Source organism: Pseudoalteromonas sp. TB41, assembly GCF_000497975.1.
Classification (GTDB): Bacteria; Pseudomonadota; Gammaproteobacteria; order Enterobacterales; family Alteromonadaceae; genus Pseudoalteromonas; species Pseudoalteromonas tetraodonis.
On the sequence record NZ_AUTH01000106.1, the window covers coordinates 25,776 to 49,426 of the forward strand.

Here is a 23,651-nt window from a genome sequence, read left to right on the forward strand (position 1 = left end):
CCTACTCGGAGGATTTTAGTTTTACCCGTGCCTGTGTAAGCAATGTTTCAGCTTTTGCCCCTAAATACACATATATCGCTAAAGCAATTAAAAGTCCCACCACTGCAAGCATCATCGCTATAGCTGGCATTAAATACTCTGATTGCCCTAATGCGGCTTTAAACATAGTGAGTAGTGCTTCAATTGATATAGCAATTAACACGGTAGAGATAAACCGGGTAATGGTTCGTCGTGTTGATGAGTGTCTAAAAATATCTTTATGCATGAGGATTTCTTCCTCAAGAATTGTTTTGCCAAGATCAAAAACAGCCAATGCTAACGTGATATAAATAATGATACTAAAGGGTTCTAGGGGATCGGACGAACTATTTACGTGAGTTATTAATTCATAGATGTCGATAAATACGATGTTGAGTAAAAAAAGCACCAAACTAAATAAGCACGCCACAATAATGCCATAACCTGCTTTAAAATAAGGTGACATAGTCGCACGAGCAGTATCACCCATCACAAACTCAATAAGCTGCGTTAAACTTACATCAACAACTAAATAATGTTGATTATTGATAGGTTTGTTTAATTCTTTAATCGCAGATATACATAAATGGTTGGTCGCAATAGAAATATAAGGCGCAGTAAAACAAATAGCATTACAGGCTTTTACATTTAAAAAATAAGGCCGCTCACTTAAATCCTGATTATTGCCTCTCTGTGCTAATTTTTTATTGTAGGCACGTTTAAAACAAACGTTATTGCCCTGTTGTGAGCCCTTCTCGTCCAAACAGTATTGTAATTCTAAAAAAGGATAATGCTTTGTTAAATAGCGCATATCACGATTATTAGCGATGCCGTCATCTATACTCATTAAAATTGATTCTAATAAGCTATGTATTATCTGCTCATATTCGTTATAGCGCTCAACACTACTTATATAACTCATTCTCGCCATAGTTAGGCTCCTTGAATACCCTAATCAACAGCTAAGCAAGTTTAAAACCAAAAATTAAAGAATATAAAAATCAATAGATTAAATTAAATACATTGATGCCATTGCACTATTTTAGTGACAACTGCACACACTATTTCTCGCCACGCACAAAAAAGCAGCTGAGTATTTACTACTTAGCTACTTTTTATGTCTCGTTTATAAATTACATAAACGCTTTCATCCGTAATGTAATTACTGAATTTTTGCGAACTCTTCTTTTGAAAGCTCACCGTTGCTATCAACATCTAAATCATCAAATAATTGAGCTAGTTGTGAGTTAGCTTGTGCTTCAGACTGGCTAATAACGCCGTCGCCATCAGTATCGAAAGAATCAAAGTCAACCGCAGCAAAAGCCGCTGAAGATGAAGCAAGTGCAATTAAAGCGAGTGTTTTAGTAAATGTTTTCATAATTAATCCTTAGGCTAAATGCCTTAATTAAAATGGTAAGAAGTCCTTTTCAAAGATCCTTAAGGGAAACTAGTACGCTGAAAATTCGTCTTTAGAAAGTTCACCATTACCATCTACATCTAGCTCTGCAAATTGCTCCATAAGCTCAGCAGCAACCGATGCCTCTGCTTGGCTGATGGTGCCACTGCCATCTACATCAAGCGTTTCAAAGTCTGTGCTTGCAAATACTGCAGATGAAGAAGCAAGCGCCATTAATACCAGTGTTGATTGTAACTTTTTCATAATATAATCCTTCAAAGTGTGCAATGTTCGTCAAATAAAAAATAATTGGCTCAAAACTATCAACCTCATATCCTTGCGATTCTTTGTCATAGGCTCCCTTGCCTATTTAGGTTGTCTTGGGCAACTCAGAATCAGTGGTAGTATTGAGCACTAAAGCTGGTTACGCCTTAGAAAACTCTGCTTTAGATAACTCACCGTTTTGGTCAGTATCAAGCTCAGTAAACTGGCTCATAAGTGAGGCGTCAACTGATGCTTCAGCTTGGCTAATAGCGCCGTTGCCATCCACATCGAGTGTGTCAAAATCGGTTGCTGCAAAAGCCGCTGATGAAGAAGCTAAAGCCATTAATACCAGTGTTGATTTAAGTGTTTTCATAATGTAATTCCTTCATTAGGTTGTGCGATAAAAGCGATATGCTTTATCACGTTTTTTGCTAAATACAGCTTAGGTATTACAACTTCGATGCCATGTTTTTAAAGTTATTTAAAAACATGAAGTTAGAATGATTTTGAAGCATTTTAATAAAAATAAACCATGATTTTGTTGCTTTTTAGCAACAACCACTGAGGCTGAAATAAATAAACATTTAGAATCAATAAGTTAAATTATAATAAAAAGAGACATGGGAATGAAAAAACCGGAAAAATCATGTTTAGAGCAGTTATGAGAATAAACCGACTCTGAACACATCCGACATACTTACTTTAACGGTATAAAATAATACGCATAACGCATTGAAATATAATAACTAAAATAATATTTCTATTATTTTTATAAAAATTTTTTAAGAGCGAATTAAAAACTATCGTTTTGTTGCCAAATGGCGAATTGGGATGAAAAAAGCTGTATAAGAGAAGAGTCGCTAGCTATGTGTTGCTCTAAAAATCAATAAACTAGTCGCTCATACTCATAAGGGCTATGAGCATGAGCAATGTGTTTTACAAAGTCTGCTTTATTTCCAACCTTGCAGCCATTTTTGTTGATCTTTTAAATCGCGCCACTGGATTGGGTATTGGTTTTTTGACATTACCGCCTCAGTGATACATTCAATGACGTTGCCGTCTTCATCAAACTCAACCTCAACAATAATAAAATGTTTTTCCTTATTAATTGCTGGGATCGCTGTCCATTTACTATTAAGCAGTTTTTTAGGATTTAATTTATTCATACTACGCCTTCTAAGTTTTCTGCTTGAACATACGCATCAGAGCCATTTTTAGTTTTATTAATCTGATATTCAAGACACTAATAACGTGCCTTTATACATTTGCATTTGGCAATGAAAAGCATATTCCCCCACTTTAAGTGCTGGTAGCTCAACAGTGTTATTCTCACCCATAGCGAGCGTTTTACTGATATCGAGTGAAGGAAACACCACCGTTTCGGCGCATGGGGCGCTGTCTTGTCGATTAAACGTCAGCGTTACTTTTTTATCAGCAGCCACTTTAATATGGGCAGGATAATAAACGCCGTTATTAACCACTATCGTTATTTTGTTATTATTACTCTGCACTTGCTTAGGTTTGTATAGCCAAAACCAGTAAATAATAACCGCAATTAACAACGCGCCGAGTATATTGATCATCAACATAATGCTACTCCTATTTATAAAATTACGATTTACTGGGTTTAAAAAAGCGCAGGCGATTGGCGTTTGTGACCACAGTTAGTGATGACAACGCCATAGCAGCACCTGCAACAACCGGGTTGAGTAATATACCAAAAAATGGATATAACAGCCCCGCAGCAATTGGAATACCTGCCACATTGTAAATAAATGCACCAAATAAATTTTGCTTAATATTGACTATAGTGGCGCTACTAATCGCAATGGCATCGCCAAGACTCTGTAATGAACCACGCATTAAGGTGATATCAGCGCTCTCTATCGCCACATCGGTGCCAGTGCCAATAGCAAACCCAACATCAGCCTGTGCCATTGCCGGCGCATCGTTTATACCATCACCAGTCATACCGACTATTTCACCTTTAGCTTGGCGTTTAGTTACTTCACTGGCTTTGTCATCAGGCATTACTTGGGCAATAAAGTCCTTAATACCGACTTTGTTAGCGACGGCTCTGGCGGTAGCTTGGTTATCACCGGTCAGCATAACAACATGGATACCTTTGTTTTGTAGACGTTTAATGGCCTCTGCTGAATCGTCTTTTATCGGATCGGCTACCGCTATAATGGCTTGTAGTTGGGTATCAATAGCAAAATACATTGGCGTTTTAGCGGCGCTGGCTAATTGCTCAGCTTGCTCTTTTGCCTCTGCAATACTGATATTGTGTTGGCTCATAAGCGCTTCATTGCCAAACAATAAAGTTTGTCCATTTAATCTGCCTGTAACACCTTGCCCCGTCACAGCGTTAAAATCGCTGACTTTTTCAATCGTGATATCTTCATTTTCAGCATAATTTACAATAGCTTGCGCTAAAGGATGTTCAGAGCCGCTTTCAAGACTAGCGGCAAGCTTTAGCACGTGTACTTTATCGCTGTCATTAAAATTAATGATATCGGTAACGGTGGGTTTTCCTTCTGTGATCGTGCCAGTCTTATCTAAAATCATGGTGGTTATTTTAGAGGTGGTTTGCAGCGCTTCTCCATTACGAATAAGTATTCCCGATTCAGCGGCTTTACCTATCCCAACCATAATTGACATAGGGGTTGCTAAACCCAGCGCACACGGACAGGCAATGATAAGCACCGTGGTCACGGCTACTACCGCATAAGCAATGCTCGGCTCGGGGCCAAAATTAAGCCATGCAAGGCCCGCGAGCACTGCAATAATCATTACCGTAGGAACAAATACGCCGGATATTACATCGGCTAAACGCCCTATGGAGGGTTTAGAATTTTGTGCTCGTTTAACCATATTAATAATACTGGCAAGTGTGGTTTCACTGCCAATATGGGTGGCTTTAAATAGCAACGTGCCACTTTTATTAATACTGCCTGCAACAACGGTATCGCCCTCACTTTTGTTCACTGGCATAGGCTCACCCGTGAGCATTGACTCATCCACTGAGCTGCTACCTTCAATGACTTCACCATCCACGGGGATTTTTTCACCGGGGCGTACACGCACAGTCTCGTTTTTTAGTACCTCACTAATAGCTATATCTTGCTCTTTGTTATCACGCACTACCCGAGCGGTTTTTGGCTGCAAACCGATTAAGCGTTTTATCGCCTCAGAAGTACGACCGCGGGCTTTTACTTCAAAGGCAAGGCCTAGGCTAATTAAACCGATGATCATCGCTGAGGCTTCAAAATAAACATGCCTAGCCACCTCGGGTAACACGCTTGGCGCAATGACTACCATCATAGAATACAACCACGCGGTACCTGTGCCCAACGCAATCAGTGTATCCATATTGGCGGTGTGGTTTTTAAATGACTGCCATGCGCCGTTGTAAAACTGTTTACCCGCAATGGCCATAACCACTAAAGTGACTATACCAACAATAAACCAGCCAATGCGCTGCGCGTTGGTGGTAACACTCATATCAAAAATAAGCCCATACAACATAAGCGGAGCGCCAACGCCTAGCGCCAATACCATATTTCGCATTAGCTTTTTATAGTGTGCGCTATCGGCTTTGGCTTTTTCATCTAGCGCGTCTTGCTCCGACTCGCTTTTCATTGGCTTAGCCTTGTAACCAATATTTTCGACTGCTTCAATCAGCTCAGCTGATGGCGCATTGCCTTCAACTTGCACACTGCGATCAGCAAAGTTCATTTCAACACGCTGCGCACCTGATACGCTTTTTAGCGCTTTTTCTATTTTTGCGACGCAGCTGCCGCAATTGGCACCTTCAATTATAAAATTTTGCACTGTGTCTTTATTGTTGCTCATTTTGCTTCCTCGGAACTCACTTGTTCGTTAAGGGGATCTACAAAGGTCTCAATTAAACTACATATATCAGCACTTGCGGCACCATCGCTTGAGTTTTCCCACTGTTTTACCGCTGCTTGCATACGCGTTCTTAGTTTGAGTGTTTCTTGAAATAGCCGCTCTGTTTCTTCGAGCCGTTTAGTTATTAATTGTCGTGTCAGTGGACACGGACAATTCCCTTGCTCCGACTGAGCAACTATTTGCTGAATATCTTTAATAGAAAAACCAAGTTGCCGTGCACTAATAATAAACTTTAAACGCTGTTGATCGGCAGCGGTATACACTTGATAGCCATTGCTTTGGCTACGAATGGGGTTAAGTAACTTTATACGCGTGTAGTGCCGCACTGTATCTTGGGTCACTCCCATGATTTCAGCTAGCTGTTTAACATACATAACTCACTCCATCGGGTTTTAGTAGTGATATAATAAACCTATGTGTAACACACAGGTCAACCGCTATTTTAAAACTCAGGGAATGCGTTATCGGCACATTAAATAAGTGATTACGTTTGCTTAAAGAAGAGGAAGAATACAGCAGTCACAAAATAGTGACTGCTAGAAAATGTAGACGTTATTTTGCTACGAGTTAGGTTAACTATAGTTTAATTTGCTTCGCTACGCGATTGTTTAAGTGCTTCACCTAGCTGCCCAGCAATTGCTTGGATCTCAGGCATGGCTTCTTGCACTAGAGATTGTGACATTTGCATAGATGCTTGCATCACCTGTGGCATTTTTTTCAAAATAGCTTGCCCTGACTCTGTTTTATAAAAATCGAGCATATCGCTAATCTCTTGCTCACTAAATTGCTTATCATAAAGGTTAACCATCATAGGCTGCATTTTTTGCCAGCTCATTTTGGTTTTTAGCACCTTAGTCATATCGGCATAATATTTGTCAAATATTGGCTTTTCATCTGGCTTTACCCCCATTTGCACCGACATATTTTGCATCATGCCCTCAACTTGAGAATACATAGAGTCAACCATAGCGTCCATATCCATCACCTCTACCAGCTCATCAATTTTTTGTTGCTTAGTAGTTTGCGCTGCATATAGGCTAGTTGAAAAAATAAGTAGTGATAAAAGTAATACCTTACCCATATTAATATCCTTTTTGTATTTGAATTTACGCCATACTCACATGTTCAATAAGTGTTGTAAATGGGAACAACCAAAAAAACAAAAAGCCGAATAACTACCATTATTCGGCTTTTTGTCGTTTGTTAGGGTTAATCTTTTTCGATATTATCGAGTCCTTTCGTTCCATCTTTGGCTTTTAACTTATGATGAATAGCGGTTTTAATTAGCATATAACCACTAATGGGCGCCGTGATTAATAAAAATATAGTGATTAATATTTCTTTTACGCTTAAGCCACTAGCTGAATTGGCAAAAAATACCATCGCAGCCGTGAGTATACTTGCCATCCCTAAAGTGGTTGCTTTAGTTGGCCCATGTAAACGCATAAAAAAGTCCGGCAGTTTAATTAAGCCAATAGAGCCAATTAAAATAAAGAGCCCACCTAACAACAGCAATATTGATACGATCCATTCACTTATCATTTTAATACCTTACTCAATTATATCGCCACGAAGTAAATACTTACATACTGCCACGGTACTTATAAAGCCTAACATTGCGATAAGCAAAGCGGCTTCAAAATATAAACCTGTTCCCATACTGATGCTATATAAAATAATCAATGCAATAACGTTAATATACATTGTATCGAGCGCCAAAATACGATCTGGTACTGATGGACCAATAATAAGTCGCCATAAATTTAGTAGTAATGACAATCCAACCATTGAAAAAACAATCAGTAATACTGTATCTAACATTGAAATATCTCCTTTAGGGGAGCTTCGTAGCGTGCTTTTATTTGTTTGATAAGTGCTTGCTCATCATCTAAATCCAACACGTGAATTAATAAATATCGCTGCGCTGGTTCATCATCTTCATTAAGTGACTTAATGAGAGGATAAACCTCAGCACTTACTGTACCCGGCGTTAAAGACACACAACTAGCCAAAATAGTAATTGGCATTTCATGCATTAAATCGATAGGCACTTTAACAAAACCTGGACGTAAATTTTTTGAAGGGCCCAGTATTAATAAGGCCACTTGTAAATTAGCCACAATAATATCGTAAAGCACAATAAGTAACTGCTTAAACGCCAAGCCAGGCTTTAATATGAGTGGTTGTGGATCTCTAAATGACATACTGAATAAAGGAATAAGCAGTGCTAACAATGCACCCAATATAATATGCCCTACAGACACACTGTTATTTAATAATAGCCATACTATAAATAAAAATAGACTACGAAACGGTGTGGGTAACCAACGAAAACGAGCTTCTAAGCGCATTACAGACCTCCCTTGAGTACCGCATTAATACCACCACTAATATCGTGAAGTTGTGTTGCTGTTTCAAGTGCATATTGCGTTGCCAAATCACCAAAAACAACCAACAGTATTGAGCTTGTGAGCAGGCCAACAAGTACGATAACTTGCAACGGATGTGCATTAGCAACATCAGCAGCCTCACCGCCTTTGTCTTTATGCTCCCAAAACAAACTCGTGCCTGCACGTGATATAGCAACAATTAACGCTAAGCTCATAATTAAGTAAACAGGCCAAAATACCAGTGCTTGCTCACTGTTTAAGGTGGTTTTTAAAATCCAAATTTTACCTACAAAACCTGAAAGTGGCGGCATACCTATGACGGTTAGTCCAGCGATAATAAAACACGCCCCCAACAAGAATGGTTGTTTAACTGCGCGTCCGCCAACTAATCTGTCGCCGGCTTTACCTCGCTGAGTTGCAATTAAATCAGCCAGTAAAAATAGTGCTGCAGTCACTAACGTTGAGTGCACCAAATAATACAATAGTGCAGCTGTGGCGTTTATATTTTGAAGTGCAACCAGTGCCACTAAAGTACCCACAGAAACCAGTACTAAGTTTGCGGTAAGCTTACGTAAATCTTGTGCTGCCAACACCCCGATTGCCCCAATCACTATAGTAGCAATGGCCAACGCCCATAGCCAAGACTGCGCCATATGCTCAAGTTCACCGGCTTGTTCACCAAATACCACTGTATATACGCGTAAAGTGGCGTAAACACCTACTTTGGTCATAATCGCGAATAATGCAGCAACCACGGGTGTCGCACTTGAATAGGCATTTGGGAGCCATAAATGCAGTGGTAATAGTGCACTTTTAAGGGCAAATACTACAAGCAATAGTAACCCGCCCGCTTTAGCTAAATAAACATCATCACCGGTTAACTGCGGTACTTTATTAGCCATATCAGCAATGTTTAGGGTACCCAATACCCCATATAAAATACCTAAGCCGATTAAAAATACACTTGAGCCAACCAAGTTTAAAATAACGTAATGCAGTGCTGCACGTGTTTTTGGTTTACCGCCGCCGTGCATTAATAGCGCATAAGAAGCAATTAGTAACACTTCAAAAAAGACAAAGACGTTAAATAAATCACCCGTTAAAAACGCACCATTTACCCCTAATATTAAAAAATGAACCAAGGGATGGAAAAAGCTGCCTTGCTCGTCATCGCCGGCACACCCATATAAAACCACACCAAGACCTAAAAAGGCGGTTAAAGTAACCAGTAAAGTTGAGAGCATATCTGCTACCAGTACAATACCAAACGGCGCTGACCAGTTACCGATTGCATAAACAATAATCCCGTTATCTTTAACCTGAACCAGCAGTAATACTGTAATTACAAAGGTTAAAATAGCCATTAGGCTTGAAGTTAATCGCCGTGCAAATAAACTTTTGCCACACGGTGGCAGTAGCAGAATGATTGCCGCTAGCATAGGCATTAAAACAGGCAAAGATGCTAAATGCTGAATCATTTTCTCTCCTTGCGTTTACTTCTGGTTAGGGTGCCATCAACATGATCATTCCCTAAATCTGCTCGCCCTCGTATCGATAAAATAACCACAAACGCAGTCATGGCAAATCCTATCACAATAGCTGTTAATACTAAGGCTTGTGGCAGCGGATCGGCGTAATCAGCGCCAGTTCCAAGTACCACCGCTTTATTGATAGTTAAGCGCCCTGATGAGAATAAAAACAAATTAACCGCGTAAGAAATCATTGTCAGCCCCAATACCACTGGGAATGTGCGCGCTCTCAATAATAAGAACACACCACAGGTGACTAGCACGCCAACGCAAGATGCGTATAACAGTTCCATTAAATATTTACCTCTTCTTTCTCTGCGTTCGCTGTCATATTACCTAAGCTCGCAAGGATCATTAGCGTCGCGCCAACGACGGTTAAGTACACGCCCAAGTCAAATACAATGGCGCTAGCTAGCTCTGTTTTACCAACAAACGGAATATCAAAGTAATCAAACCAGGTAGTTAAGAATGGTTTATCGAAGAACCAACTTCCGACACCCGTAAACATGGCGATAGCGATACCTGATGCAATAATTTTTCGATAGTTAACATCAAAACGTTCATTAATCCACGCAGTACCATGGGCCATATATTGTAAAATAAAGGCAATAGAGGTCACGAGACCGGCAATAAATCCACCGCCCGGTAAGTTATGACCACGTAAGAAAATATAAGCGGATACTAATAGCGCCAATGGTAATAAGCTTTGTGAAATACAAGCCAATAAAATAGGGTGACGGTCTTTAGACCATGGGCGCCCTTCACTGTCGCTTGCTGGCATATAAAGCGGAATTCTTGATAACAGTTTAAATATACCCAGTGCTGCAATCCCTAACACGGTGATTTCACCTAAGGTATCAAAGCCCCTAAAATCAACTAAAATAACGTTAACAACGTTAGTACCCCCACCGCCTGTTTTAGCATTAGCAACAAAGAATTCAGAAATTGAATTAAGAGGACGGGTCAGTAATGCATAACAAATACTAGCAATAATTACCCCCACCGTAGAGGAAATAACCACATCACGTAAAATACGCAACGAGCTTGACTCTCTTGGCGTACTTTGCGGTAAGAAAAACAGTGCCAACATTAATAATATGATGGTCGCAACTTCTACTGTAAGTTGCGTTAAGGCCAAGTCAGGCGCTGAAAAACGTGTAAACGCTACCGACACCATTAATCCCACAATCGACAGCATTAATAACGACACCATCCGAATTCGATGCCAAATAACGGTAGCAATAGCACCAATAATCAGTAGCCCTGCACCTATAGCATTTTGAATATCAACTGGGGTGTTAGGTACACTGCCAGCTAGCTGTTTCATTTCAAATAATGGCCAACCTGAGGCAAGTAATACAACACCTAACATAATAAATACATAGCGTTGTAATGAGCCATTTTCTGTTGATTGGATTTTGTTTTGACACCAATTAACCACAACCGCTAAAAAACGCTCGAAGATTTTTTTAGCGTTAAAAGGAGGTAACGACGCCTGAAACTGAAACAAGTACTTACGATTAACGTAAATAAATAAACCACCAATCACCGCCATACCACTCATAAGTAGAGGTAAATTGAAACCGTGCCAAATAGTTAGCTTGTACTCAGGCATAGCTTGGCCAAGTACGGCCAATGAAGCAGCCGATAAAATACCATCTACTGCAAAGTGCGGAAAAATACCCACTAAAATACATAGCACCACTAAAATTTCGATAGGCACACGCATATAACGTGGCGCCTCATGAGGGGTGCGTGGTAAGTCTATCGGTTCACCATTAAAGAACACGTCATGAATAAAGCGAGATGAGTACGCTACCGACAGCGCACCTGCAACGGTTGCCAGCACAGGAATTAACCACGACATAGAGCCAAGTACTTGCTGATGCAGTGTTTCAGCAAAAAACATTTCTTTAGATAAGAAACCATTTAATAGCGGTACACCCGCCANCATAGCGGCAGCGGCCACCATCGCCAATGTGGCCGTATAAGGTAAGTAGCGCCACATGCCATTGAGTTTGCGCATATCACGCGTGCCGGTTTCATGATCAATAATACCCGTGGCCATAAATAACGACGCTTTAAACGTAGCATGGTTAATAATATGAAAAATAGCGGCTACGGTTGCAAGTTGTGTGTCTAGGCCGAGTAATAGAGTAATTAGGCCTAAATGACTAATTGTTGAATAGGCTAATAAGCCTTTTAAATCATGTTTGAATAGCGCGATGTAAGCGCCAAATAAAAGTGTAGTTAAACCCGTCAAACCGACTAATAAAAACCAAGTGTCGGTACCCGCCAGTGCTGGATAAAAACGCGCAAGTAAAAAGATACCCGCTTTTACCATAGTGGCAGAGTGTAAATAGGCACTAACCGGTGTAGGTGCTGCCATGGCATGGGGTAACCAAAAATGAAACGGAAATTGTGCAGACTTGGTAAAGGCGCCTAGTAATACTAGCACCAGCGCTAATTCGTATAAATCATGTGATTGAATAATCGCTTTGCTAGCTAAAATAGTGTCTAGGTTGTAGCTTCCAACAATATCACCTAGCAGCATTAAGCCGCCCAGTAATGCTAAACCACCCGCACCGGTTACCGCCAGTGCCATACGCGCCCCCTTGCGCGCCTCTGATTTATGCCACCAGTAACTAATCAACAAGAACGAGCTAATACTGGTTAGCTCCCAAAATACCCATAACTGAATCACATTGTTTGACATAACAATGCCCAGCATGGCGGTCATAAATAACATTAAGTAACTAAATAGCTTTGGCAGTGAATCGTTTTGACTTAGGTAATAACGGGCATACAAAATAACCAGCAGCCCTATTCCTAAAATCATAAATAAAAACAGTAAACTCAAACCATCTAAGCGTAAGGAAATATCCAGCCCTAAAGCAGGTATCCACTGCGCGCTAAAACGAATGGTTTCTCCCGCGAGAACCGCAGGCGCATGATAAAGTGTAATTGCAAGCGCGGCTAAAGGCGCAATAGCCGTTAGGCTCGTTGCCTGATTTCGAGAAAGTTTGCCGGTGCATGCAGAAATAACACTGCCTAATAAGGATAACAGGGGTATCCAGAGCAAAGTCATAATGAAGGGCCTTTTTGAATCATAAAGTTTATCAATTCGCTACTTGTTATTATTAAATACCAAAGTGACTTGGGTATACGTTTTATATCTGTTTTTTAACAACATTAATACGTACAGTTATACTGATAAACACGGTTTTTGTCTATAGAAAGCGCTTCTAGCGGGGCAATAATCAAACAAAAAATCTATAAATTAATGAACTGGGATAAAACCGGCTCAGCTTTTAAGCAGTTTTAATAGGCTCATATAATCATTGGTTAAACAACCTAAAAGCACTCTATTTAATGATTAAAAGCGCGGGAATAAATCTGCATGTTGCTCTATATGAGTTTGCCACAAAGCCCGATATTGCTCTGAAAGTCCAACCTGTTGATATTGCATAATAGACCACTGTGCGCTTGGCTTATAAGCAACACCTCCTTGCTGACAGCTTTTGCTTTTGTGCCATCCTTTTGGCGCATCAGTGTTATGAGCAATAAACAAGTTAGGGGCAACCAACCCCTCAAGCTGACAAAGCCAAGCTTGTTTTTTTGCTGGTAAAGCATATTCATCTTCAAAACCATTAAAGTGCATTAATTCATGTAAAAAGACTGCATAATTAGCCTGCGAGTTAATATGCATTAAGCCCTGATGCACATTGGCAGTACCTTGCTTGGGCATCATAATCGCAAAATCGAATCCTTTAGGAAGCCGCTGCTTAAGTGATGACTGTTGCCAATCGCACTGCGCAAGCGTTGCTTTAGTGCTGTTACAAGCAATTGCATTACCAACATATATAGGCTTTGAAAAACAAAATGCATTACTACTAGGCTCTGGGTGTTGTGCGTATTTTTTCACAAAGTGGTTGAGCCTATATAAACCATCACGGTGATCGCTCAGCATTAGCACATTAAATGTGCATTGCTTTTGTATCTCAATTTGCTCGCTCGCTACCAAAAACCCTAATTTATTCATAAAGGAGTGATTTAATGCATCGAAGGGAGCATGCTGTTGTAACTGTAAATGATAAAAGGCATCCCCTTTAGGTAACTTATTGTGAGCTTTTAATAACGCTAAATCTTGCCAACGCTGTTGAGCAAGCAATGAAGCTGCGAGATGTTTTTGTTGTTTAATTGTTATCTCATCGAGGCTTGCTTGCCAAAAGAGCTTGGCGGTTTCAGTTTGATTATTGGCTATTAATGATAACCCATATCCGTATTGTGCATGGGCTATTTTATTGCGTGCTAAGGTGGCTAATGAGGTCGGGGGGAGTTGTAAAATATGCGATGCAAAGTAACTAGGGAATTGCCAATAACTATCAATCACATTGGCTTTGGCGTGCAATACTTGCCAAAAGCCAATGCTATTTTGTTTATTACTGGAGCCACTAATTAAGCTAGTGCACAGTAATAAAATACTTAATTTAAAAAAATTAGCCCGCGCTTTCACTTGCCATCAACTCAAGCTCTAAACGTGCATATTTATATTCTATAAATTCATGAACGTTCGTGGCCAGCGCCAACTTAAAGTAATCTGTTGCAATTGAAAGCTCACCTGCGGCTTGGTGCTGTTTAGCTAAGTAAAAATAAGCTTCACATAAACGTTGAGCATATTCTTGTTGTGAACTTACACCATCGGCTATGCCTGAAAAAAATGCTTTTTCACTCATATCACCTACATACAAGGCAATAAGCTGATATGCCCATTCGTTTTCATCAAGGGCTGCCGCATTGGCTTTTAACGAAGCGAGTGCCTGAGTTTTATCTTGTGCCGCTTGCGCTAAATAAAGCCACAGAACACGATAAGGATCGTTAGGAGAGCGCTCCAAGAACGTTTTAAAGTCATCTTTTGCAAGCGTGGCTCTATCACCATAGTACAAAGCAATACCACGATTTAAATACGCATATTCATGTTCTTGGTCTAACTCTATGGCTGAATCAAAATACTCGTATGCTTTTTCGTATTGCTGCATCAAGGTATGTTGAATCCCCAAAAAGTTATACACTTCAGCCAAATCAGGTTTCAGTTTAACTGCTCGGTTAAAATCAATTCGCGATAAAGTGGTCATGCCTAAGCTATCAAACAGCACACCACGGTCATAATACAGCTTTGCTTGTTGCTCTGTACTTAAGTCTGCCCTATTTAATAGTTCTGAAAAACGAGCAATGGCAATTTCATTTCTAAAGTCTGATGCAAGTGGCGCAGTAAATGGCACATTAATAATAGCAGCGGGTTTAGTAGTAGCCTGACAAGCGCTTAAAGACAAAATAGCAAAAGATGCCAAGGCTAAATGTTTAAGTCTCATTAAAATCCTTAATACCGAGGTAAGTAGCAAATAGATAAGACATAAGCTGTCTTGTAAGGTTCATTCTTGTTATATGTTACTTAACGTCTTGAACATAATAGGTTGCTAACATTAAAGCATAAAAAAAGGGGCTAAACAGCCCCTTTTTATACTATCCAGTAATTATCTGGATGAAAGATTAGCAATTACGCGTCTTTAGACTCGTCAGCTGCAGGTGCTGCTGATTCCATTGCTTCTTTAATACTTAGACGTACACGGCCTTGGCGGTCTACTTCTAGTACTTTAACTTTAACTTCTTGACCTTCACTAAGGTGATCAGCAACGTTGTTAACACGCTCTGTGCTGATTTGTGAGATATGCACTAGGCCATCTTTACCAGGAAGAATATTTACAAACGCACCGAAGTCAACGATACGTACAACTTTACCTTCGTAGATAGTACCAACTTCAAGCTCAGCAGTTAATTGCTCAATACGGCTAATTGCATTTGCTGCACTTTCACCGTCTGTAGCAGCAATCTTAATTGTGCCATCATCACCGATTTCAATCGTAGTACCTGTTTCTTCAGTAAGTTGACGAATAGTTGCGCCACCTTTACCGATTACTTCAGCAATTTTCTTCTGTGGGATTTGCATCGTGTAAATACGCGGAGCAAACATAGATAACTCTTCAGAAGGTGCAGAAATCGCTTCGTCCATCACACCTAGAATGTGTAAACGAGCTGCTTTAGCTTGCTTAAGCGCGATTTGCATGATTTCTTGCGTGATACCTTCAATCTTGATATCCATTTGTAGTGCAGTGATACCGTTAGTTGTACCCGCTACTTTAAAGTCCATGTCACCTAAGTGATCTTCATCACCTAAGATATCTGAAAGTACTACAAAGTTTTCTTCTTCTTTAACTAGGCCCATCGCGATACCCGCAACAGAAGCTTTAATTGGTACACCCGCGTTCATAAGCGCTAGAGACGTACCACAAACCGATGCCATTGAAGATGAACCATTTGATTCAGTGATTTCAGATACAACACGAATTGAGTAAGGGAACTCAGTTAATGTTGGCATTACAGCTTGGATACCACGCTTAGCTAGGTTACCGTGGCCGATTTCACGACGCTTAGGAGAACCTACAAAACCCGTTTCACCTACACAGAATGGAGGGAAGTTGTAGTTAAGCATAAAGTGGTTTTTGTGCGTGCCAGTTAAATCATCGATTAACTGTGAGTCACGTTCTGTACCAAGTGTTGCTGTTACTAATGCTTGCGTTTCACCACGTGTAAAAATTGCAGAACCGTGAGTACGTGGAAGTACGCCCGTCATTACATCTAGTGCACGGATCATATCTGGTTCACGACCATCGATACGTTTTTCGCCAGCAGCGATACGGCCACGAACGATTTTCTTCTCAAGTGAACCGAATACTTTACCTACTTCTTGCTTATCAAGCGTTTCGCCTTCAGCAAGTTCGCTAGTAAGCGCTTCAACTACGGCATCTTTTGCTGCAGTTAATGCTTCTTTACGCGCTACTTTATCAGTAATACGGTAAGCTTCGCCTACTTTATCAGCAGCAAGTGTTGCTACTTTCTCTTCTAATGCAACGTTTTTCTCAGGTGCAGTCCAATCCCAAGTAGGCTTGCCTGCTTCTGCTTTAAATTCGTTGATTGCCTTGATGATAGACTGTGATTGCTCATGGCCGTATACAACTGCGCCTAGCATTACGTCTTCAGCAAGTACGTCTGCTTCTGATTCAACCATAAGTACGGCGTTATCAGTACCAGCAACAACTAAATCAAGTTGGCTTTCTTCAAGCTCTTTTAGTGTTGGGTTAAGTACGTATTCACCGTTGATGTAACCAACACGTGATGCACCAATTGGACCGCTGAACGGAATACCAGAGATAGCAAGTGCTGCTGATGTACCAATCATCGCAACCATATCAGGTTGGATTTCAGGGTTTACAGAAACAACAGTCGCGATAACTTGTACTTCGTTTACGAAACCATTTGGAAAAAGTGGACGAATTGGACGGTCAATAAGACGTGCAATTAGCGTTTCGCCATCGTTAGGACGACCTTCACGCTTAAGGAAACCACCTGGGATACGACCTGCAGCGTACATACGCTCTTGGTAGTTAACTGTTAGTGGGAAAAAGTCTTGGCCTGGTTGAGCTTCACGCTTACCAACAACCGTTACGAGTACTGACGTGTCGCCAATGCTTGCTAGTACTGCGCCGTCTGCTTGACGAGCGATAGCACCTGTTTCTAGCGTCACTGTGTGTTGACCTAGTTGAAATTCTTTTATAATTGCTTGCACTTAAAATATTCCTTAAATGTATTTTTAGTATTAATTAAGTTTTCATCAAAGTACCAATTACAGTACATAATTGTATTCAGTTGGAAATCAATTAAGTACTACAATTGGCAATGATGTAAATAACCGTAGATAAACCTTTTTATCTACGCGCCATAGTATATAACAAAGTCAGGTAAAATTGCGAGCTTAGCACCGAGATAAAATAGTGCTTGCAGCAATGTCAAAAACATTCGCTTTGTGAAAGATAATAGTATGGCTTTTATTCGATATTTCAAGGGGTTTACTAAGAAGTACTGGGGAAGACGAGAAAATTTAAGCACAAAAAAAGGAGCTAAAAAGCTCCCCTTTTGATAATCAAGTTCTTAGCGACGTAGGCCAAGCTCTTTGATTAACGCAGTGTAACGCGAGATATCTTTACCTTTAAGGTAATCAAGCAGTTTACGGCGAGTGCTTACTTTACGAAGCAGACCACGACGTGAGTGGAAGTCATGCTTGTGATCAGCAAAGTGACCTTGAAGCTTGTTGATATCAAAAGTAAGTAATGCTACTTGTACTTCAGGTGAACCAGTGTCGCCTTCAGCGCGTGCGAATTTAGCAATGATATCGATTTTTTCTTGATTACTTAGTGACATAATAACTCCAAAAGTTAAATTTAATAGGTGCTTTAGCCGATCACTAATTCAGCCAAAACGATTAAGCGGGCGTATTCTACCAATTATCAGCATAACTACAAGTTAAACTTTACTCTGGTTGCTGATTAGACAAGCCACGTTTTGATTTTAGATGGCCATCAGGATTACGTTCACCAGTACCAATAAAAATTCCGTCAGCCAGTACTTTTATTGCACCTTCAGGTAATTCTTTACCTAGCACCACAGCTTGACCATGGCTAAATGCTATTCCCTGCTCTTTAGTAATTTCCACAACAGGTAAATCAACTAACGCGGTATCCATTGGCAATAATAGTTCGTCAAGGTAAGTAGAAGGCGCAACGTCTTGTTCTTTCGCTTGATTTAATAACGTTTCTAACTGCTCAAGTGTGACCATTTTATCTGCTGGGTAATGCCCTACAGCACTACGATGCAGCATAATCACATGCGCGCCGCAGCCAAGGTTTTCACCTAAGTCATCAACAATAGTACGAATATACGTGCCTTTAGATACATGGGCAGTCATTTGTATTTCGTTAGCTTGCTCATCAAACTCATCAAGCGTTAAGCTAAATACGTTAATTTTTCGACACTTACGAGGGACTTCTATGCCTTCGCGCGCGTATTTATATAAAGGCTTGCCTTCATATTTAAGCGCTGAGTACATTGATGGGTATTGATCTGACTCACCTAAAAATTTAGCAATTTCCTGTGTAAGCAGTTCAGCAGTAACATTAACATCACGCGTTTCGACCACTTCACCATCAGAGTCTGACGTGGTAGTACGCTCACCCAGCTTTGCTCGCACAACATAGGTTTTATCTGTATCGAGTAAAAACTGGGTAAACTTAGTGGCTTCACCAAAACAAATAGGCAGCATACCGGTCGCAAGCGGATCGAGCGCACCAGTGTGCCCTGCTTTTTGAGCAAAATAAATACCTTTCGCTTGCTGCAGTGCTTTGTTTGATGAAATACCTTCTGGTTTGTTTAACAACAAAATACCATCAACTGGACGGCCTTTACTGCGTCTTGCCATTAGTCTTTAGTGCCTTCTTCGCTATCTGTTTCATCATCAACATGCTTAGCATTATCTTCACGAATGATAGAGTCCACTAAGTTAGAGATTCGCATCCCTTCCATTAATGAATTATCAACCACAAATTTAAGCTCAGGCATGATTCGCGCACGAATACGTTTACCTAGCAACGAGCGGATATAACCGGTTGCTTCGTTAAGTACTTTGGCACTTTGCTTGGCTGCATTTTCATCTTCGGTGTTAAACACAGTAATGAAAACTTTGGCATAAGATAAATCGCGCGATACTTCTACCGCAGACACTGTCACCATGCCCAAGCGTGGATCTTTAATTTCGCGTTGTAAAATCACCGCAATTTCTTTTTGAATTTGCTGAGCAACACGATCAGTGCGAGAAAATTCTCTCATTTCACTTTCCTAAAATTATAACTTATTGAAAAATAATAATAAGCTAACTAAATAATGGATACACAAATGGGGGCTGAGCCCCCATTTAAAATCTTAGCATAGGTTATGTTGGGCTATCGAGGTACAACCTTGAATGTCCAACACCACCTAATAACAATTAAAGAGTACGTTGTACTTCAACTGTTTCAAATACTTCGATTTGGTCACCAACGCGAACATCATTGTAGTTCTTAACGCCGATACCACATTCCATGCCGTTACGAACATCAGCTACGTCATCTTTAAAGCGACGTAATGACTCAAGCTCGCCTTCGTAAATAACCACGTTATCACGAAGTACACGAATTGGTGCGCTACGCTTAATTGTACCTTCAGTAACCATACAACCGGCAATTGCACCAATTTTTGGAGACTTAAATACGTCACGTACTTCAGCAAGACCAATGATCTCTTGTTTAAACTCAGGCGCAAGCATACCAGACATGGCTTGCTTAACTTCTTCGATTAGCGCGTAGATTACGCTGTAGTAACGAAGATCTAGGTTTTCAGAGTCAATCACTTTACGCGCTGATGCATCAGCACGAACGTTAAAGCCAACCACAATCGCGTTAGACGCTGCCGCAAGGGTTGCATCAGTTTCTGTGATACCACCAACACCAGAACCAACAATCTTCACTTTTACTTCATCAGTAGAAAGCTTAGTTAGTGAGTCTGAAATTGCTTCGATTGAACCTTGAACGTCTGCTTTAAGTACCACGTTAACTTCAGATACGTCGCCTTCAGTCATGTTAGTAAACATGTTTTCAAGCTTCGCTTTTTGTTGACGCGCTAGTTTAACATCGCGGAATTTACCTTGACGGTAAAGTGCAACTTCACGCGCTTTACGCTCATCTTTAACTACAGTTGCTTCATCACCGGCAGCTGGAATACCAGACAGACCTAAAATCTCAACTGGAATAGAAGGACCGGCAGACTTAATGTCTTTACCGTTTTCATCGCGCATTGCACGAACACGGCCGTATTCAAGACCACATAATACAATGTCACCTTGATTAAGCGTACCTGACTGAACAAGAATAGACGCAACAGGACCACGGCCTTTATCAAGACGTGATTCAATAACAACACCTGCAGCCATACCTTCGGTCGGCGCATTTAACTCTAAAAGCTCAGATTGCATTAATACAGCTTCTAGCAGATCATCAATACCTAAACCTGTTTTTGCTGAAATGTGCACGTACTGTGTATCGCCGCCCCACTCTTCTGGGATAACGTCTAGCTGAGCTAGTTCGTTTTTAACGCGATCTGGATCTGCGCCTTCTTTATCCATTTTGTTAACAGCAATAATTAAAGGAACGCCAGCTGCGCGAGCATGCTGTACCGCTTCTTTAGTTTGTGGCATTACGCCATCATCAGCTGCAACTACTAGGATTACGATATCAGTCGCTTTTGCACCACGAGCACGCATTGATGTAAATGCGGCGTGACCCGGAGTATCTAAGAAAGTGATCATGTTGCCGTTAGTTTCAACGTGGTATGCACCAATGTGCTGTGTAATACCACCGGCTTCGCCTGATGCAACTTTAGCTGAACGAATGTAATCAAGCGTCGATGTTTTACCGTGGTCAACGTGACCCATAACAGTTACTACTGGCGCACGTGGCTCTGACTTACCATCTTCATGGCGGTCATTAAGTACTGTTTGCTCTAATTCGTTTTCTTTAACGATGATAACTTTATGGCCCATTTCTTCTGCTACAAGTTGCGCAGTTTCTTGGTCAATAACTTGGTTAATAGTAACCATGTCACCCATTTTCATCATAGTTTTTACAACTTCAGCACCTTTAACCGCCATGCGTGATGCAAGCTCAGCAACTGTAATTGTTTCACTAATACGCACTTCGTTTTTAACATCAGCCGTTGGTTTTTGGAAACCGTGCTGTAATGACGCTGGCGCTTTTAGCTTACCTTTTTTACCTTTAGACGCTGCAAATTTATCTTTTGCTGGCGCTTTTTTCTTTTTCTTCGCACGGCGAGAGCCTTGCTCTTCGCGAGCATCAGCTACATCTTCTGCTTCACGTGCGTATGTTGAAGTCGTAAGGTGGTGATCCGCGGTTTCTTCGCGTTTCTTACGTTCTTCTTCTTCTTTCTTCCAGCGTGCTGAGTTCTCTTCAGCTAGCTTTCTTGCCTCTTCTGCTTGACGTTTCGCTTCTTCTTCAGCTTTCTTCAATGCGGCCTCTTCTGCTTCTTTTTGCAGACGCTCAGCTTCGATGCGATCTTTCTCAGACTTAGCACTTTGCTCAGGGGTCATCTGCTGTTGTTTCGCTTTACGCTCAGCATCTGCTTTGCGTTTAGCTTCTTCTTTGGCTTTACGATCAGCGTCTTCTTTTGCTTTACGTTCTGCCTCTTGTTTTGCCTTTAATTCAGCAGCGGCTTGTTCAGCTTTTTGCTGCTCTTCAAGACGTGCTTTTTCTTCAGCGGCTAGACGTTGCTGTTCTTGTTCTTGCTCAACAGCACTTTTTTTCACATAAGTGCGTGTTTTACGAACTTCAACTTGCACAGCTTTTGCTTTACCCGTAGAGCCCGTCACACTTAATGTGCTTTTGCTCTTACGTTGCAATGTCATGCGAGCAGGGCCTTCAGAGCCCGTGCCACCATGTTGCTTGCTTAGGTGATCAAGTAACGTCGCTTTTTCAGCTTCAGTTACATTATCGCCTGCTTGTTTAGTAATACCGGCTTGTGAAAACTGCTGTAGTAATTTATCAACAGTTGTACCTATATCACCGGCTAGTTTTTCAACATTTACTTCTGCCATAGTCTCTAATACCTCCGTTAATAAATTACTCGTCTGCAAACCAACAAATATTACGTGCAGCCATAATTAGCTCGCCCGCTTTCTCTGAAGATAGCTCTGTAATATCTACAAGCTCATCAATGCCTTGCTCAGCTAAGTCTTCAAGTGTTACTACACCCTTACTTGCCATAACAAATGCTAAATGACGCTCTAAGCCTTCAAGCGCAAGTAAGTCTTCTGCAGGCTCAGCGCCTTCTAAGCTTTCTTCCGTTTTAAGCGCTTTCGTTGTTAATGCATCTTTTGCACGTGAACGTAATACGTCCACTGTTTCTTCATCTAAGCCGTCGATTTCTAAAAACTCTGAAGCCGGAACATAAGCAACTTCTTCAAGTGTTGAGAAACCTTCGTTGATAAGTAATGATGCAAATTCGTCATCAATATCTAAGTTTTCAGTAAATAAGTTAATTAACTTATCTGACTCAGCTTCGTTCTTAGCGCGCATTTCATCAACGGTCATTACGTTTAATTCCCAGCCAGTTAATTGGCTAGCTAAACGTACGTTTTGACCATTACGACCAATAGCTTGTGCTAAGTTATCAGCTTCAACAGCAATATCCATTGAGTGTGTATCTTCATCCATTACGATTGAAGCCACTTCTGCTGGTGCCATTGCGTTAATAACAAACTGTGCAGGGTTGTCATCGTAAAGTACGATATCAACACGCTCACCGCCAAGTTCTGACGATACCGCTTGAACACGTGCGCCACGCATACCAACACACGCACCAACAGGGTCAATACGCTTGTCGTTAGATTTAACCGCGATTTTAGCGCGTGAACCTGGATCACGTGCTGCAGCGCGTAATTCAATCATTTCTTCGCCAATTTCTGGCACCTCAATGCGGAATAATTCCATCAGCATTTCTGGTTTAGAACGGGTTACAAATAATTGTGCACCGCGTGCTTCAGGCTTCACTTCATATAAAAGACCGCGGATACGATCACCCGGGCGGAAGTTTTCACGTGGCAGCATGTCGTCACGATAAATAACCGCTTCTGCGTTGTTACCTAAATCAAGTACGATTGCATCACGGGTTGCTTTTTTAACAACACCCGTTACCAGCTCGCCTTCTTGATCTTTATATGCTTCAACGACTAAGGCGCGCTCTGCTTCACGTACTTTTTGTACGATCACTTGCTTAGCCATCTGTGTTGTTATGCGGTCAAATTTAATTGATTCAATCTGCTCTTCTACGTAGTCGCCCATTTTCAAGTCAGGTTCTTCAACTTGAGCAGCTTCTAACGTGATTTCGCTGTATGGATTCTCTAAAGAACCATCTTCTAAAACTTCAGCTATTTGCCAGCGACGGAAGGTATCGTAATCGCCGGTTTTACGGTCAATTGCAACACGTACATCAATTTCACCATCATGCTTTTTCTTTGTCGCTGTCGCTAATGCGAACTCTAGAGCTTCAAAAATCTTTTCTTTTGGAACCGCTTTCTCATTGGAAACGGCTTCAGCAACCAATAATATTTCTTTTGCCATGGGTAATGCCTCGCTTGCCCTA

23 protein-coding genes are annotated in these 23,651 nt (G+C 40.9%); all 23 read right to left on the bottom strand.

Translation table 11 applies throughout. The features are described 5' to 3' along the window. Position 1 precedes the first annotated feature (1 nt). A complete protein-coding gene (locus L641_RS0118810) occupies positions 2-949 on the bottom strand; it encodes an EAL-associated domain-containing protein (protein WP_016899465.1) in 948 nt (315 codons plus the stop codon). Between the two features lie 231 nt (positions 950-1,180). Further along, the gene (locus L641_RS0118815; RefSeq protein ID WP_013464551.1) at positions 1,181-1,396 is read right to left on the bottom strand and encodes a calmodulin; all 216 of its coding nucleotides are present in this window, start codon (positions 1,394-1,396) and stop codon (positions 1,181-1,183) included. A 69-nt stretch (positions 1,397-1,465) separates the two neighbouring features. Further along, positions 1,466-1,678, bottom strand: a complete 213-nt coding sequence (locus L641_RS0118820; protein ID WP_008467121.1) for a calmodulin — start codon at positions 1,676-1,678, stop codon at positions 1,466-1,468. 160 nt (positions 1,679-1,838) lie between these two features. Further along, the gene (locus L641_RS0118825) at positions 1,839-2,051 is read right to left on the bottom strand and encodes a calmodulin (protein ID WP_008467122.1); all 213 of its coding nucleotides are present in this window, start codon (positions 2,049-2,051) and stop codon (positions 1,839-1,841) included. 577 nt (positions 2,052-2,628) lie between these two features. Continuing rightward, positions 2,629-2,844 (bottom strand): TIGR02450 family Trp-rich protein, encoded by a 216-nt coding sequence (locus L641_RS0118830; protein ID WP_008467123.1) that lies wholly within the window; start codon positions 2,842-2,844, stop codon positions 2,629-2,631. A 69-nt stretch (positions 2,845-2,913) separates the two neighbouring features. Beyond that, positions 2,914-3,267, bottom strand: coding sequence for a cupredoxin domain-containing protein (locus L641_RS0118835; protein ID WP_024602783.1), 354 nt, complete (start codon positions 3,265-3,267; stop codon positions 2,914-2,916). Between the two features lie 22 nt (positions 3,268-3,289). Continuing rightward, positions 3,290-5,533, bottom strand: a complete 2,244-nt coding sequence (locus L641_RS0118840) for a heavy metal translocating P-type ATPase (protein ID WP_024602784.1) — start codon at positions 5,531-5,533, stop codon at positions 3,290-3,292. After that, positions 5,530-5,967 carry a MerR family transcriptional regulator gene (locus tag L641_RS0118845; protein WP_024602785.1) on the bottom strand — a complete coding sequence of 146 codons (438 nt, stop codon included), beginning with the start codon at positions 5,965-5,967 and terminating at the stop codon, positions 5,530-5,532. The genes L641_RS0118840 and L641_RS0118845 overlap by 4 nt, the downstream gene beginning before the upstream one ends. A gap of 209 nt (positions 5,968-6,176) precedes the next feature. Further along, positions 6,177-6,674, bottom strand: coding sequence for a DUF2059 domain-containing protein (locus L641_RS0118850; RefSeq protein WP_013464547.1), 498 nt, complete (start codon positions 6,672-6,674; stop codon positions 6,177-6,179). A 128-nt stretch (positions 6,675-6,802) separates the two neighbouring features. Further along, complete coding sequence (locus L641_RS0118855) at positions 6,803-7,135, bottom strand: Na+/H+ antiporter subunit G (protein ID WP_013464546.1); 333 nt, start codon at positions 7,133-7,135, stop codon at positions 6,803-6,805. 9 nt (positions 7,136-7,144) lie between these two features. Beyond that, the gene (locus L641_RS0118860; RefSeq protein ID WP_008114565.1) at positions 7,145-7,414 is read right to left on the bottom strand and encodes a K+/H+ antiporter subunit F; all 270 of its coding nucleotides are present in this window, start codon (positions 7,412-7,414) and stop codon (positions 7,145-7,147) included. Beyond that, positions 7,408-7,944, bottom strand: coding sequence for a Na+/H+ antiporter subunit E (locus L641_RS0118865; RefSeq protein ID WP_016899457.1), 537 nt, complete (start codon positions 7,942-7,944; stop codon positions 7,408-7,410). Before L641_RS0118865 ends, L641_RS0118860 begins: the two co-directional genes overlap by 7 nt. Beyond that, entirely contained in the window at positions 7,944-9,461 is a 1,518-nt protein-coding gene (locus L641_RS0118870) for a monovalent cation/H+ antiporter subunit D (RefSeq protein WP_024602786.1), read from the bottom strand. The genes L641_RS0118865 and L641_RS0118870 overlap by 1 nt, the downstream gene beginning before the upstream one ends. Continuing rightward, entirely contained in the window at positions 9,458-9,805 is a 348-nt protein-coding gene (locus L641_RS0118875) for a Na+/H+ antiporter subunit C (protein ID WP_013464542.1), read from the bottom strand. Before L641_RS0118875 ends, L641_RS0118870 begins: the two co-directional genes overlap by 4 nt. Beyond that, complete coding sequence (locus tag L641_RS0118880; protein ID WP_024602787.1) at positions 9,805-12,600, bottom strand: monovalent cation/H+ antiporter subunit A; 2,796 nt, start codon at positions 12,598-12,600, stop codon at positions 9,805-9,807. The genes L641_RS0118875 and L641_RS0118880 overlap by 1 nt, the downstream gene beginning before the upstream one ends. Positions 12,601-12,888: 288 nt before the next feature. Continuing rightward, positions 12,889-14,028, bottom strand: coding sequence for a hypothetical protein (locus tag L641_RS0118885; RefSeq protein ID WP_024602788.1), 1,140 nt, complete (start codon positions 14,026-14,028; stop codon positions 12,889-12,891). After that, a complete protein-coding gene (nlpI, locus tag L641_RS0118890; protein ID WP_013464539.1) occupies positions 14,012-14,884 on the bottom strand; it encodes a lipoprotein NlpI in 873 nt (290 codons plus the stop codon). Before nlpI ends, L641_RS0118885 begins: the two co-directional genes overlap by 17 nt. 185 nt (positions 14,885-15,069) lie before the next feature. Further along, complete coding sequence (pnp, locus tag L641_RS0118895) at positions 15,070-17,196, bottom strand: polyribonucleotide nucleotidyltransferase (protein ID WP_013464538.1); 2,127 nt, start codon at positions 17,194-17,196, stop codon at positions 15,070-15,072. 362 nt (positions 17,197-17,558) lie between these two features. Beyond that, positions 17,559-17,828: a 30S ribosomal protein S15 gene (gene rpsO, locus L641_RS0118900; protein ID WP_006793376.1), complete on the bottom strand. Its 270-nt coding sequence runs from the start codon at positions 17,826-17,828 to the stop codon at positions 17,559-17,561. 109 nt (positions 17,829-17,937) lie between these two features. Further along, positions 17,938-18,882: a tRNA pseudouridine(55) synthase TruB gene (gene truB, locus L641_RS0118905; protein WP_013464537.1), complete on the bottom strand. Its 945-nt coding sequence runs from the start codon at positions 18,880-18,882 to the stop codon at positions 17,938-17,940. Beyond that, positions 18,882-19,289, bottom strand: coding sequence for a 30S ribosome-binding factor RbfA (rbfA, locus tag L641_RS0118910; RefSeq protein ID WP_008467148.1), 408 nt, complete (start codon positions 19,287-19,289; stop codon positions 18,882-18,884). The genes truB and rbfA overlap by 1 nt, the downstream gene beginning before the upstream one ends. A 157-nt stretch (positions 19,290-19,446) precedes the next feature. Beyond that, positions 19,447-22,104: a translation initiation factor IF-2 gene (infB, locus tag L641_RS0118915; protein WP_013464536.1), complete on the bottom strand. Its 2,658-nt coding sequence runs from the start codon at positions 22,102-22,104 to the stop codon at positions 19,447-19,449. Positions 22,105-22,129: 25 nt separating this feature from the next. Then, complete coding sequence (gene nusA, locus L641_RS0118920; protein ID WP_013464535.1) at positions 22,130-23,629, bottom strand: transcription termination factor NusA; 1,500 nt, start codon at positions 23,627-23,629, stop codon at positions 22,130-22,132. Positions 23,630-23,651: the final 22 nt, after the last annotated feature.